Below are 13,923 nucleotides of genomic sequence, written 5' to 3'. Positions count from 1 at the left end.
GCCCAGTCCTCGTTCCGCCTCGACCCGTCCAGCCTACGGTCCTCACACGCCCGGTTCCGCCACGGTGCGGCCCGTGCGGATGGCGGTGAGGAGATCGGCGTGGTCGGCCTCGGTACGGTCCGCGTAGCCGACCGCGAAGGACGCGACCGCCTCGTCCAGCTCCTCGTTCTTCCCGCAGTAGCCGGCTATCAGGCGCGGGTCGGCGCTGTGGGCGTGGGCACGGGCGAGCAGGGCGCCGGTCATCCGGCCGTAGTCGTCGAGCTGGTCGGGGGTGAGGGCCGCCGGATCGACGCTGCCCTTGCGGTTGCGGAACTGGCGCACCTGGAAGGGGCGCCCGTCGACCGTGGTCCAGCCGAGCAGGATGTCGCTCACGACCTGCATCCGCTTCTGCCCGAGGACGACCCGCCGTCCTTCGTGACCGGCGTCGGGCACGGTGAAGCCCGCTGCGGCCAGGTGGGGGAGCAGCGCCGACGGCCTGGCCTCCTTGACCTGGAGCACCAGCGGCTCGCCCCGGTGGTCGAGGAGCAGCACGACGTAGGACCGGGTGCCGACGCTGCCGGTGCCCACGACCCGGAAGGCGACGTCGTGGACGGCGTACCGCGCCAGGAGCGGCAGCCGGTCCTCGGACACGGTCTCCAGGTACGCGCCGAGGGAGAGGGCGACCTCGGCCGCTTCGGCGTCGGGAACCCTGCGCAGCACCGGGGGAGCGTCGACGAACCGGCGGCCGCCGCCCTCGGCGTCCGTCACCGCCTCGGTCGAGCGGGCGGCGAAGCGGGCGCTGGTGTTGTTGCGGGCCTTGGCGGAGACCCGCTCCAGGGTGCCCATGAGGTCACGGGCGTCGGTGTGGGAGACGAGTTCCTCGTCCGCGATCGCGTTCCACGCGTCGTGGGCGGGGAGCCGGGCGAGCAGGCGCATGGTGCGCCGGTAGGCGCCGACGGTGTCGAAGGCGGCGGCCCGGCACGTCTCCTCGCTCGCGCCGACCTCCCGTCCGGCGAGGACGAGGGAGGTGGCGAGCCGCTTGACGTCCCATTCCCAGGGGCCGACGACGGTCTCGTCGAAGTCGTTGAGGTCCATCACGAGCCGGCCGCGGGCATCGCCGTAGAGGCCGAAGTTGGCGGCGTGCGCGTCGCCGCATATCTGGGCGGCCATGCCGGTGACGGGCGTCCCGACGAGGTCCTGGGCCATCAGCCCGGCGGAGCCGCGGAGGAAGGCGAAGGGGCTCGCCGCCATCCTGCCGACGCGCAGCGGCGCGAGCTCGGGGACGCGGCCCCGGTTGGACTCCTCGACGGCGCGGACGGCGTCGGGACGGTCGGCCGCGAGGGCGGGCCGGTCGTGCGAGGAGCGCGGGACCGACTCCCGCAGTCGCCTGCCCTGCTCCTTGGGGGAGGTCCCGGAGCCGGCGCCCGTGCCGGCGGCGCGGCGCGCGAATCCCGGCACGTGCGGCACGCGGCGGCCCGCCGCCTCCGCGTCCGTACCGTGCGGTCCGGGCACGACGGCCCTGTTCTCGTCCATGGGACACCCTCCCCCGATGCGGTGTTCCCACATCATCCGGCCCCGACCGTACCGTCGCGTCCGATCGGCGTCTCCCCCTGTGGACGGCGCCCTGTGGACGAAGCCCGAGGGCGACGCCCCGCACGACGTCCGAGGGCCGGGCCCGCGGACGACGACCCAGGACGAAGCCCGAGGGCGACGTCCCGCGGGGGCGGTCAGACCGCGACCGCCTCCTCCACCTCCTCCTCGACCTCGGCCGGGGCCGCCGCCCGGACGCGCGTCCCGTCCACGGCCCGCCGGCGGGCTTCGGTGACGCCGGCGGCGGTGACGAGGGCGATTCCGGCGAGGAGCCAGAGGGCGAGGGTGAGGACGTGACCGCCGAGCGCGTGCCCGTCGAGGTAGACGTGGCCGCGGACGCCCTCGACGAAGCCGGCGCCGTTCCAGAAGGCGTGCAGCGCGCCGAAGAAGCCGGGCTGGAGCTCGGGCCGGTAGATGCCGCCGGAGCTCGTGAAGTTGAGCATGACGAACAGCACCATGACGCCGAGGGTGGTCCAGCGGCGCAGGAAGGTGTGCAGGCCGACGCCGACGAACAGGATGCCCGCCGCGTACAGCCAGGACATCGCCCACACCCCGCCGAGCCCCTGGTCGACGAGGTGGAAGACGGGGCCGGCGAAGAGGGTGCCGACGAGGCTGACGACGAGGGACATCCCGGCGGCGAGGAGCACCCTGATCCGCATCGGCAGGACGGCGCCGGCTCCGCCGATGACGGCCACCGAGGCGTACGCGCCGATGCTGAGGGCGACGAGCAGGAAGAAGACGCCCTGTCCGGTGGGGTCGCCGGGGGCGACGGGGGCGACGTCGGTGACCTGGAGCGGGGCGCCCTGGCCGGCCGCGACCTTGGTGAACACCTTCTCCACGGCCATGGCGCTGGTGTCGGAGGAGGCCGAGGCGACGAGCAGTTCGGGCTTCTCGCCGGGGAGGTACGCGCCGAAGCTGTGCTGCTCGCGCAGGGCGGTGACGGCGGTCTGCCGGTCGGCGACGGTACGGACGTCGAGGGCGCCCGCGCCCTTGTCCTGGAGGGTCTGGGCGAGGACCTGGACGGTGGGGCCCGAGCCGACGACGTCGACGCGCAGGTCGTGCGGGGCGGGAGCGTGGAAGGCGCCGAGGTAGGCGAGCCCCATGCCGACGCACATCAGCAGGGGAGTGAGCAGATGTCCGAGGACATGCCGCAACGCACCGGTGGTGTTCGGTCCTGCGGACACGAGACCTCCATGGTTGGCTTTTACAACTAAGTAACCGTTGTACTATACAACCGAAGGCGCGGAAGGGGCGAACAGCGCCCCGACCTCGGCAAAGGGAGCGCACATGACCGGCACACAGCCCCCACGCGAGGCGTCCGTGGACGTCATCCAGCGCGAACTGACGGCCTTCGCCCGCCGGGCCCGGGCCGCGGCGGCCCGGGTCCACCCCGAGCTCCCGCTCGTCTCGTACACGCTCCTCGCCCACATCGAGGAACAGCGCGGCTGCCGGGCCACCGACCTCGCGGCCCACTACCTGCTGGACAAGTCCACGGTCAGCCGCCAGGTCGCCGGCCTGGAGAAACTCGGCCTGGTCGAGCGCCGCCCCGCCCCCGACGACCACCGCGTCCACGTCCTGCACCCGACCGAGGCGGGCTCCAGGATCCTCGCCGCGGCCCAGACGAACCGCCGCGCCGCCTACCAGGAACGCCTCAAGGACTGGTCCGCCGAGGACCTCGCCCACTTCGCCGCGTACCTGCTCCGCTACAACGCCGCCGGCACGAGTGGCCTCCCCGACAGCCCCTGACAGCCCCACACCGACGGCCCCACACCGACGGCCGCCCCACCTCACCCGGCCCCGGGCCCGCGACGCCCGTCCGCCGGCCCCTACGCCACCGGCCCCTACGCCACCGGCCGCACCCCGCCGCTACAGTCCCGCGTCCCGGGCCAGCAGCGCCGCCTGCACGCGGTTCTCGCAGTCCAGCTTGGCCAGGATCCGGCTCACGTACGTCTTCACCGTGGCCTCGCTCATGTGCAGCCGCCTCCCGGCGTCCGCGTTGGACAGCCCCTCGCCGAGCAGCGCCAGCACATCGCGCTCCTTCTCGCTCAGCGCCGCCACCCGCACCCGCGCCTGCTCGGACCGTGCGGCCTCCCGGCTCGTGGCGAGCCGCTCCACCACGTGCCGGGTCGCCGCCGGGGACAGGTACGCGTCCCCCGCCGCGGCCGCCCGCACCGCCCCGATCAGCTCGGCCGGCGCCGTGTCCTTGAGCAGGAATCCGGCTCCCCCGTGCTCCAGCGCCCGCAGCACGTTCTCCCGCTCCCCGAAGGTCGTCAGGACGATGACCCTCGCCGCCGGCGCCGCGCGGCGCAGCTCCGGCATCGCCGAGAGACCGTCGAGCACCGGCATCTGGATGTCGAGCAGCACCACGTCGGCGGCGTGCGCCCGTGCCGCCTCGACCGCCTCCCGGCCGTTGGCGGCCTCTCCGACGACCTCGATGTCCGGGTCCGAGATGAGGATCATCCGGATCCCGGCCCTGATCAGAGGCTCGTCGTCGGCGATCACGACCCTGATGGGCTGCCCAGCCACCCCAGCCACAGCTACTCCCCCACGGCTCCGGTACGGGCCGCCCAGCGCTACCGCTGCTCGACCTCGTACGACTTCTTCTCGATCAGCTTGCCGTCCTTGAAGCAGAACCGGAAAACGGGCTCCGAATCGAAGGACTCGCCCACCACCGAGGACATCAGCACCAGGCAGTCGGATCCCGACGGCCGCACGGGCCCCCCTTCGTCCAGGCCGGTGGTGACTATCGTGCCGCCCGGGGGAAGCTGCTCCCGGACCTCCTTCTCGGGCATCCCGACCTCCACCGCGTCGTACTGCTCGGGGTCGATCATCCCGTCCTCCACGGAGCCCACCAGGAAGTAGAGGCCGAAGCCCGCCGCGACCACGAGCAGGACGAGCGCGGCGAACGCTATCCCGCAGCCCAGCGCGATCGCACCGCCCGTGCCGCTGCTCCTGCCCCCGCGTACCGCCATCGCCAACTCCCGCTCCGTGAATGTCCAGTCGGCCGGTCCGACCGCGACCGGACGACCATCACCCACGAGCGGTCTGGTGGTCTGCTGCCGGAAGTCGTCGGCCTCGTCGACCAAAGGAGCTGCCTCCGCGACGGGCGCCGCCCCGTACGGCAGCATCCCGGCCACCCGGAACCCGCCGCCGTCGGCCGGGCCCGCGTGACACATGCCGCCCACCAGCCGGGCCCGCTCGGCGAGTCCGGCCAGCCCCTGGCCGCCGCTCACCACGTCCTCCGGGGGGCCGCCCGACGGCTGCGCGTTGAGGATCTCCACCACGAACGTGTCCGGCTCGTAGCGAAGTTCGACGCCGATCGACGCCCCCGGCGCGTACTTGTAGGCGTTGGTCAGGGCCTCCTGGACGATCCGGTACGCGGCGTGGTCGGCGGCCGGCGCCAGTGACCGCTCGTCCCCGAGCCGCCGCAGCCCGACCGCGGTGCCGGCCGCCCGCGCCGCCTCCACGAGCCCCTCGATGCCGGCGATGCCGCGCGCCGCGCGGCCCGTCTCGTCCCCGGCCGGCGCGGGCGCCGCCGCACCGTCCGCCGCACCGACGCCGTCGCGGAGTATGCCGACGACCTCCCGCAGTTCGTGCATCGCGGTCACCGACGCGTTCCGCAGGACGCCGACCACCTCGCGCTGCCGCTCGCCCAGCTCCCGGTCCACCTCCAGGGCGCCCGTGTGCACGGCGATCAGGGCCAGTTGGTGGCCGAGGCTGTCGTGCATGTCCTGCGCGATCCGCTGCCGCTCCCGCAGCCGGGCCTGCCAGGCCACCATGGTCCGCTCGCGCAGGAGTTGGGCGTTGCGCTCCTGGAGCGCGTGCAGCAGGGTGCGCCGCTGGGTCCAGTAGCGGTGGGCAAGTCCGGGGGCCAGCGTGGTGCCCAGGTAGTAGAGGGTCGCGATGAAGGCGACGACGAGCAGCCGCTGCCGGTCCCAGGACTCCAGGAGCGTGCCCCCGACGTTCAGGACGAAGGCGGCGATGTACGCGGCCAGCGCGTGTCCCGCGCCCACGATGTACCGTCCGGACGACCAGCCGACGACCAGCAGGAGCGGGCCGAGACCGGGCACGAAGGGCGTCAGCCCGGCGGCGAGGACGAGCGTGCTCGACGGAAGTCTTCGCCGCACCAGCGACAGCACGGCGGCTCCGGCGGCGACCGCTGCCAGGCGCCATCCCTCGCCGCCCAAAATGTCCTCGGTCCCGGCGGCGAGCAGCGCCACGACCACGGCGAGCGCCACCTCCCCGGTGGTCCTGCGCCCCGACCACTGCCCCGGCACCAGGAACCAGGCCCACCAGTCGGCGACCCGGGCCCCGATCACGCCCGCGCCCCGACTCCCCGACTTCGCCGTCTCGTCCACGCTCGCACCCTAGGCAGCGGACCCCCGCCCGGTCGCCCCTCTTTCGTCGCGCCCGCCGACGACCAAAGTCGCACCCCGGCTCCGCGGCCCCCATTTCTCGAACCCCGGCCCCGTGGTCCCCATTTCTCGGACCCCGGCCGCGACCCCCAGCCCTCGGACCCAGATCAGCCCGCCCCCGGCCCGAGCCCGCCCCCGGTCAGCCAGCCAATCACGATCAAACTCCGCGATCACATGATTTTTTCCAGTCACCGTCCACCCCCGACTTGACTTGTTTCTTCCTGGTGATCGATGCATACGGAATCAAAGATTGACCCCCGAAGCGGGCCCCGGGAGGGGGCAATGGACTATCCATGGGGGAATTTTGCTCAAGTTCAGAAAGCGGTCCGCCGCCGCCGTCATAGGACTCGCCTGCGCGTCGGCACTCCTGTCGAGCCCAGCCCAGGCCAATGACTACAACGTCTCTCCCAATCAGTGCTACGACGCCTATTACTTCAAGTTCCAGCTGTTCTACAACTCGGACTTCAAGGGCTCGTGGATAAAGTTCGGCTACAGCGAGGACAACTTCGGGGCCTATGACGGCACGCCCGGTTACCTGATCTACAACTTCTGTCCGAATCGCGGCGCGGGCAGCGACCAGCAGGTGAAGAACAACGCCGCATCGGCACACAACCACAAGGACTACGGCCTTGCGTGCGTCGCCCGCGTCCACTTCAACAGCTTCCAGAAGGGGGTCTGGGACGACATCCCCGCGGACCACTACAAGAACCTGGTGAACACGTACAACGAGAACGCTTCGTTCGAATGGAGGGGTACGCAGTGCTGAGCGACAAGGAAACGACCGAGAGGTCGTCCGTGCGCAAGAACCGGCCCTTCAAGCCGACCGTCGCCGCGCTGGCCGTCGTGGCCCTCAGCGGCGCCGTCGTCGCCGGCGTCGACTCCTTCGACGAGCAGGAGATCGCACAGGCGAACGTGGCCTCGGTTCCGGCGGCGGAACTGTGGCGGACGCCGGCGGCCGCCCCGCAGGCCGATGACCCGTCCACCTGGACGCTGCCGATCCGCGCGTACCAGGTGAACGGCAACGAGGTGAACCGCACGCTCCTGTCCGCCGCCCAGGCCAAGAAGGCGGCGGCCTGCCTGGACCGCTTCGGCGTCGCGGCACCGTTCACCGCCCCGCGGTCCTGGGCCGAGGCGGCGCCCGCCGCCCACGCCGGGCCCAAGAACGGCATGGACGTCCGGTACGGGGACCACGACCTCGCGAAGGTGTCGGCCTACGGCTACGGCTGGCCCGACGAGGCGCAGGCGGGCACCCGGAGCGCCCGGCCCCTCGTCGCCGACGCGGAGCTGAGCCCGGAGGTCGAGCTGGCCCTCTACGGCCCCGGCGGCCGCACCGGGGAGGTGGCGGCCCGCACGGCCGCGGCCCCCACCGTGAACGGCAAGGCGGTGCCCGCCGCGGGCTGCGCCGGAGAGACCGATCAGGCGCTCGTCGGGCGTACCCGCACGCCCGGCGTCCTGGACACCTCCGAGGACGCGATCACCAAGCTGGAGCGCCAGTCCTGGGACAACATGCTCAAGGACCCGCGGACCCTCGCCGTATTCGCGAAGTGGTCGACGTGCATGAAGTCCAAGGGATTCGATTACAAGGACCCGTGGGCGGCGAACGACGATCCGCGCTGGACCGCGAGCGCCGGAAAGTCCCCCGAGGCCATCGCGACGGCCACGGCGGACGTCACGTGCCGGAATTCCCTCGGGGTCTCGGAAACGATGCACAAGGTCGAATCGGATTGGCAGCAGCGCCTCCTGAAGGAGAACCCGAAGGTGGCCGCCGAGGCGAAGGGTTACACCCAGCGCGTCATGGCACAGGTCGACGCGACGCTCGGTCGCTAGACCGGACCGGGCCGGACAGACCCTTCCGAATGTGCGGTGCGGCCTCCGGGCGGCACCGCACATTCGCGCATTACGGGCAAAGGCGACCCGGCGGCCCAGTCCCTACGGGCGGGTTCGAAACATACCAAGCGTGCCGTTACGGCCGAGGTGACAAACTACAAGTCGTGACACTGGGTAGCGATTACCCCGAGGGCGCAGGGCATCGAGCCACGACCTTCCCTCACGGCGCCCGCCCCGCCTCTCGCCGAGGGCCCTTCGTCGCCCCGGCGGCCCCGGCGGGCGATAACACTTCCTGTCGAAGCGAACAGCCTTGCACGGAGGCAGAGTTCAGAAACCCGTCGATATTCGGATGCGGGAATCCAGCCGCACGGACGGCGCCGTCGACTCCCCCCGTCCGAACAAGAGGCAAACAGCTACCCTCCGTGCGCGGAACATTAGCGCGGGAGGTTCCCGTAGAGCATATCGATCTTGAAAACAAGACCGATCAGACTGTTTACTCGCGAGGAACGGATACATGCAACACACATTGAATGGACGTTCCTCATGTCTGACCAGAACCTTGTCCGCGACCTGGAGATACTCCGCGGAAAACGCGTGGCGGTCGTCGCCGGCCCGGTCTCCCAGGAGGACGCCCTCTACCTGCGCACGGTCCCGCGGGCCCAGTGGTCGCTGACGGCCATCCTCGAGGCGCTGACCGACTCGGGCGTGCGCTGCGAGCACCTGGACCCGACGGCCCCCGACTTCCTCACCCGGATCACCGGCTTCGACGCGGCCTTCCTCAACGTGCACGGTCCCTACGGGGAAGACGGCAGGATCCAGGGGCTCCTGGACTTCCTCTCCGTGCCGTACACCTCGTCCGGCGTGCTGGCCAGCAGCGTCGGCATGGACAAGCTGGTCTCGAAGGCCGTCTTCGCGCACCTGGGCATCGCCACCCCGCGCAGCTCGCGGCTCCTGTCGCCGAAGACCGCCGCCGTCGTCGCGGCGGACTTCCCGCTGCCCGCCATGCTGAAGGCCGTGGACGGCGGCAGCAGCGTCGGACTCCGCCTGATCGAGCGGAGCGAGGAACTCGTCCCGGCCCTGACGGAAATGACGGAGCGCGGATTCACCCGGTGCTTCCTGGAGGAGTTCGTCACCGGACGTGCCATGACGATCAGCGTCATCCCGTCCGACGAAGGCCTGATCTGCCTGCCGCCGCTGGAGTTCGTCACCAGCGCCGCCTATTACGACGAATCCACCAAGCTCGGCGGCGACGACGCGCCGTCCATCGAATACCGCGTACCCGACGACCTTCCGGAACACACCGTCAAGGAAATGGCGCGCGGCGCCGAATCCCTTCACGAATTCCTGGACTGCCGGGGCGCCATCCGGGTCGATTACATGATCGACGCCGACAACGTGCCGTACGCGCTGGAGACGAACACCATTCCCGGCCTCCAGCGGCTCAGCAACCTCCCGGTCTCCTGCGCCGAAGCGGGAATCTCCTACGACGAACTCGTGATCGGGCTGCTGGCGGAGGCAGTGCGGCGGGCGACTCCCGCCCCCTGGACCGTGGCCTGATGCGAGCCGCCCTGCGCAGCCTCGAACTGCTGCCGCAAGACCCCGGCCTCCGGCGCTTCGCGTCGGCCAATCTCGTGAACACCGTCGGCAGCGGCCTGTACCTCACGGGCAGCGCGCTCTTCTTCACCCGCGCCGTCGGCCTGTCCTCCGGGCAGGTCGCGCTCGGCCTCGGTACCGCCACGGCCGTCGGCCTCGCCCTGATGGTGGTGTGCGGAAGGCTCGCCGACCGCCTCGGGGCCAAGCCGGTCTACCTGGCCCTGCTGCTCCTCCAGGCCACCGCCATGACCGGCTACGTGTTCGTGGACGACTTCACGGGCTTCATGATCGTCGCCGTGGTCAGCGGAGTGGCCGACCGGGGCATCGCGGGGACGGTGGGCGCCCTGGTCCACGTCGTGGCACCGCCGGCCGAACGGCTCACCGCCCGCGCCCAGCTCCGTACCGCGACCAACGTCGGACTCGGCTGCGGCACCCTCCTCGCGGGCATCGCCCTGTCCGTAGGCACGCCGACCGCCTACCGGACCCTCATCCTGGCCAACGCCCTGCTCTTCCTCGTCGCCGCGGCACTGATCTCCCGGGTGCCCGCAGGGGCACCGCGCAAGCGCGACGGATCGGAAGCCGGTGCGCCCGCGACGCCGGCTCCCCGGCCGCTGCGCGACCGCGGCTACCTCGCCGTGACCGCGGCGAACGGGCTCCTCTCGCTCCACGTGAGCACGCTCTCCTTCGCCCTCCCGCTGTGGGTCGTCACCCGTACGTCGGCACCCGCCTGGTCCGTCTCGCTGCTGGTGCTCGTCAACACGGTGCTCGTCGTGCTCCTGCAGGTCCGGGCCGGCCGGAGCGCGGCGACGCTGCCCGCGGCCGTCCGCCAGGCGCGCAGGGCGGGCCTGCTGCTCGCCCTCTCCTGCGGGTTCATGGTCCTGACGCCCCACCTCCCGGCGGCGGCGGTGGTACCGGTCCTCCTGCTGTGGGCCGTCGCCTTCACGCTCGGCGAACTGGCCCAGTCCTCCAGCGGGTTCTACTTCGGGTTCGAACTCGCCCCCGACACGGCGCAGGGCGCCTACCAGAGCGTCTTCGCCCTCGGCCCGGGCATCATGCGGAGCCTCGCGCCGGGCCTGCTGTCACTGCTGGTCCTCGACCACGGATCCGCCGGATGGCTCTGGCTCGGCGCGCTGTTCGCCGTCGCCGGCGTCCTCACCGCCGCCTGCGGCCACCGCGCCGGCCGCCGCCTCACGACGGAGCCGACGGAGCCGACGGAGCCGACGGAGCCGACGGACGCAGAAGAAGCGACGGCCCCGACGGCAACAGCGGCAACAGCGGCAACCGCGAAGCCGAGGGAACCGGAAGAACCGACAAGACCGACGGACACCGTCGACATCCCGGCCACCGCGGGGAGTGCCAAGTGAGCCCTCATCACCGGCACGTTCCGGGCACGCCGCTCCTCCCGGAGCCGCTCGCCGTACGGCGCTTCGGACAGCACTTCACCCCCGAGGAGATCGCGGATCCGGCCGCCGTGTGGCCGACGGACGGGCCTCACGAGTGGGGGGAGCGGTGCTGCGGTCTCGCGTGCGTCCGCATGGTGCTCGACTTCCACGGCCTGGCCGTGCCCGAGCGGCTCCCCCTCCTGCACCACGGTCTCGCCCTCGGCGCCCACACCCCCAAGGGGTGGCTGCACGCCGGCCTGGTCCGCCTCGCCGCCGAGTACGGACTCCAGGGACACGCCTCGGCGTTCCCCGACCCGGCCCCGCTCCAGGAGCTCGCCCGGGCCGGCACCCCGTCCATCGTCTCGTGCTCGTTCCGCTTCCCCGAGGACGGCCGCCAGGGCGGCCACCTCGTCCTGTTCACCGGAGAGTTCGAACGGGACGGCGAGGTGTACGCCGGCTTCGCCGACCCCTCGCGCTGGGGAGCCGACCAGGCGGCCGTACCCGCGGCCCGCTTCTGGTCGAGCTGGACGGGACGCGCCATTGTTCTCACACCAGTAAGGGCGAGCAACGCATGAACGTCACCCTGACCCGTGCCCTCGCGGACGTCCCGCGCGACCGGTGGGACGCCCTCGCCGGCGGATCGTTCTACGCCGGACACGACTGGGCGGCCTACCAGGCACTCGACCCGCACGCGCACGCGTACTACTTCCTCGTCCACGACGAGGACGGCACTCTGGTCGCCGCCGCGAGCGCGTATCTCGTGACGCGCGAGGGCAGCGGCCGCTATCGGCCCTCCACCCTGTTCCCCGACCTCGAACTCGCCCCGGACAGGCCGGTCCTGCTCGTCGGCAACCGGCGCGGCCACGCCAACCGTCTCCTGCTCGACGACGCCCACCCGCACGCGGACCGGGCGCTCGATGAACTCGTCGCGGCCGTGGACAGGTTCGCGGCCGACGAGGCCGACGGCAACGCGTGGTGGCTGTACCTCGGCGAGGAGGACGCACGGCGGCTGACGCCGTTCTCGCGCCTCACCAGGCCCCGGCTGCTCGCCGCCGACTGCGCCATCCGGCTGCCCGGCGACGGCTTCGACGACTACCTGGCGGCCGCCACCGGCAACCAGCGCCGCCAGATCCGCCGGGACCGCCGCACCTTCCTCGAAGCGGGCTACACCTACCGCGCGGAGGCCTTCGGGGACGTCTGGCGGCCCATGGGACCGCTCATCGCCTCCCACCAGACCCACCACGGCCACCAGGCCGGTGACGAGGCGATGACGGAGCTGATGCGGCAGCAGGCCGAGGCCTGCGGCCGCACCGCGACGGTGCACACCTGCGGCCTCGGCTCCGCCATGGCCGGCTGCGCGCTGACCTTCACCACGCGCACGCAGATCGCCGCCCGGGCGTACGGCTTCGACCACTCCCGGGACGCGTCGGCCGCCGAGTACTTCGAGCTGTTCTACTACCGGCCCATCGAGCAGGCGTACGCGGCGGGCGTCCGCGAGGTGCACCTGGGCATCGGCACCCTCCAGCCCAAGATCCGCCGCGGCGCGACCGTACTGCCGCTGTGGGGCCTCGTCACGGGCACCGGTCCGCTCGCCGCGGACGACGGCGCGGCGGCGGCCCTCAACCGCGCGCAGTGGGAGCTGACGGCCGCACAGCTCGGCGACCGGCCGGACGCCCTCTCCGACTCCCTGCTGCCCGCCGCCCTCGCATGACCTCCGCCGGCCGAAGGCGCCGGCACCGTTCACGGCGCGGGAGCTCCCCGCGCCCCTCCACCTCGACGGCGCGGGCTCCCCGCGCCCTCCCCTGCAGAAGGACCCTCTCGTGGGAAACTCATGGCTCGTCTCGGTCGAGCTGCACACCCTTCCCGGCGGCGCCCGTGAGCTCATGTCGGCCGGCGACCGGCTGACGGCGCCCAGCCAGCAGTTCCTCGCCGCCGCGCGGGCGCGGGGCCACCGCACCGCCGTGGTCGCGGCCGACCGCTCGTTCTACGGCTCGGCCTTCGACGACCTCGTGGACGCCTGGCTGATCACGGACACCAGCAGCCCGGAGCACGTGGGACACATGCTCGTCGCCCTGAGCGGCGAGATCGCCGCCGTCCACAGCTCGGTGGACAGTTTCGTCGGCGTGGCGGCGAGCGTGTCGCGCCAGTACGGGCTGCCGGGTCCGGCGCCGGACGGAGCCGCCATCCGCCGCGACAAGTCCGCCGCCCGGGCCGCCATGGCACGCGCGGGCGTGGAGGACGTGCGCTGGGCCACCCAGCCCGCGGACGCGGAGCACCCGTCCTCCCCGATCGGCTACCCGTGCGTCGTCAAGCCGGTGGACGGGGCGTCGAGCTGGGACGTCGCCCTGGTGGGGAGCGACGAGGAGGTGGCCGCGATCGCCCGCAGCCACATGGGCCGGGCGTACGGCCGCGGTGTCCGTCCCAAGCGGACCCTGCTGTTCGAGGAGGTGCTCGACGGGCCGGTGTTCAGCGCGGAGGGTTTCGTCGACGCGGACGAGCTGACCGTGTTCGGCTACTCGGACCGCGTCATGACCGAACCGCCGTACTTCGTGGAGCTCGCCCTGCGCTTCGCGGCCGAGCCGCCCTGCGCGGGCGCCGAGGACTTCGTACGGGACGCGCTCCGGGCGCTGGACTACGACTTCGGCCCCTTCCACCTCGAGTTCGTGCTCACCGAGGACGGGCCCCGCCTGCTGGAGATGAACGCGCGCCTCGTCGGCGCCGGCGTGCAGCAGGCCATCGGGTACGTGTCCGGCCTCCGCCCCGCCGAGGTCACCGTGGCGAAGCTGACGGGCGCCGCCGTGCCCGCGCTGACCCCGCGGGGCGCGGTGACCGAGCTGCGCATCACCTCGCCCGTCACGGGCCTCCTCCGCGGCGTCTCGGGCCTGGACGCCGCCGCGGCGGCGCCCGGCTGCCGTTCCGTCGGCATGTACGTGGAACCGGGCGAGGCCGTCAGCGCCGACGTGCACAGCAACAGCCAGCGGGTCGGCTACGTCCAGGCCGTGGGCGAGACCCGGGAGGACTCCTACCGCAACGCCCTCGCCGCGGCGGGGCTGATCGAACTGGACGTGGACACCGAGGCCGTCTGACAGTTGCCGCGCCTCCGCACGGACCCCGAGGGCCACGAGCCCGGCCCGCGG

The 13,923-nt window shown here is 72.4% G+C and carries 12 protein-coding genes; 8 read left to right on the top strand and 4 right to left on the bottom strand.

Translation table 11 applies throughout. The annotated features are described in order from the left end of the window. Positions 1 to 42: 42 nt before the first annotated feature. Complete coding sequence (locus AC067A_RS12740; RefSeq protein WP_478618421.1) at positions 43 to 1,512, bottom strand: DUF2252 domain-containing protein; 1,470 nt, start codon at positions 1,510 to 1,512, stop codon at positions 43 to 45. Between the two features lie 194 nt (positions 1,513 to 1,706). Continuing rightward, entirely contained in the window at positions 1,707 to 2,753 is a 1,047-nt protein-coding gene (locus AC067A_RS12735) for an ABC-2 transporter permease (protein ID WP_478618420.1), read from the bottom strand. Between the two features lie 103 nt (positions 2,754 to 2,856). Here AC067A_RS12735 and AC067A_RS12730 point away from each other — a divergent pair, with 103 nt between their 5' ends. Next, positions 2,857 to 3,315 carry a MarR family winged helix-turn-helix transcriptional regulator gene (locus tag AC067A_RS12730; protein WP_478618417.1) on the top strand — a complete coding sequence of 153 codons (459 nt, stop codon included), beginning with the start codon at positions 2,857 to 2,859 and terminating at the stop codon, positions 3,313 to 3,315. A gap of 120 nt (positions 3,316 to 3,435) precedes the next feature. On the opposite strand, the gene AC067A_RS12725 is transcribed toward AC067A_RS12730, so the two are convergent. Continuing rightward, a complete protein-coding gene (locus AC067A_RS12725) occupies positions 3,436 to 4,095 on the bottom strand; it encodes a response regulator (protein ID WP_478618415.1) in 660 nt (219 codons plus the stop codon). Between the two features lie 47 nt (positions 4,096 to 4,142). Continuing rightward, positions 4,143 to 5,927 (bottom strand): sensor histidine kinase, encoded by a 1,785-nt coding sequence (locus tag AC067A_RS12720; protein WP_478618412.1) that lies wholly within the window; start codon positions 5,925 to 5,927, stop codon positions 4,143 to 4,145. Positions 5,928 to 6,288: 361 nt separating this feature from the next. Between AC067A_RS12720 and AC067A_RS12715 the strand changes: the two genes are divergently transcribed. The 7 genes from AC067A_RS12715 to AC067A_RS12685 all read left to right on the top strand — a co-directional run bounded on the left by AC067A_RS12715 (position 6,289) and on the right by AC067A_RS12685 (position 13,872). Next, the gene (locus tag AC067A_RS12715) at positions 6,289 to 6,750 is read left to right on the top strand and encodes a hypothetical protein (protein ID WP_478618409.1); all 462 of its coding nucleotides are present in this window, start codon (positions 6,289 to 6,291) and stop codon (positions 6,748 to 6,750) included. Further along, positions 6,729 to 7,811, top strand: a complete 1,083-nt coding sequence (locus tag AC067A_RS12710; RefSeq protein ID WP_478618406.1) for a hypothetical protein — start codon at positions 6,729 to 6,731, stop codon at positions 7,809 to 7,811. Before AC067A_RS12715 ends, AC067A_RS12710 begins: the two co-directional genes overlap by 22 nt. A gap of 543 nt (positions 7,812 to 8,354) precedes the next feature. Then, positions 8,355 to 9,368, top strand: coding sequence for a D-alanine--D-alanine ligase family protein (locus AC067A_RS12705; protein WP_478618403.1), 1,014 nt, complete (start codon positions 8,355 to 8,357; stop codon positions 9,366 to 9,368). After that, the gene (locus tag AC067A_RS12700) at positions 9,368 to 10,768 is read left to right on the top strand and encodes an MFS transporter (RefSeq protein ID WP_478618400.1); all 1,401 of its coding nucleotides are present in this window, start codon (positions 9,368 to 9,370) and stop codon (positions 10,766 to 10,768) included. The genes AC067A_RS12705 and AC067A_RS12700 overlap by 1 nt, the downstream gene beginning before the upstream one ends. Continuing rightward, positions 10,765 to 11,361, top strand: a complete 597-nt coding sequence (locus AC067A_RS12695) for a hypothetical protein (RefSeq protein ID WP_478618397.1) — start codon at positions 10,765 to 10,767, stop codon at positions 11,359 to 11,361. Before AC067A_RS12700 ends, AC067A_RS12695 begins: the two co-directional genes overlap by 4 nt. Beyond that, positions 11,358 to 12,497, top strand: a complete 1,140-nt coding sequence (locus AC067A_RS12690) for a GNAT family N-acetyltransferase (RefSeq protein ID WP_478618394.1) — start codon at positions 11,358 to 11,360, stop codon at positions 12,495 to 12,497. The genes AC067A_RS12695 and AC067A_RS12690 overlap by 4 nt, the downstream gene beginning before the upstream one ends. Before the next feature lie 109 nt (positions 12,498 to 12,606). Beyond that, on the top strand, positions 12,607 to 13,872 hold the full coding sequence (locus AC067A_RS12685) for an ATP-grasp domain-containing protein (RefSeq protein ID WP_478618391.1): 1,266 nt from the start codon (positions 12,607 to 12,609) through the stop codon (positions 13,870 to 13,872). Positions 13,873 to 13,923: the final 51 nt, after the last annotated feature.

This window comes from Streptomyces sp. NPDC043176 (assembly GCF_056436715.1).
The sequence above is the reverse complement of the archived record's forward strand: the minus strand, read 5'-3'. Positions and strand labels throughout refer to the sequence as shown.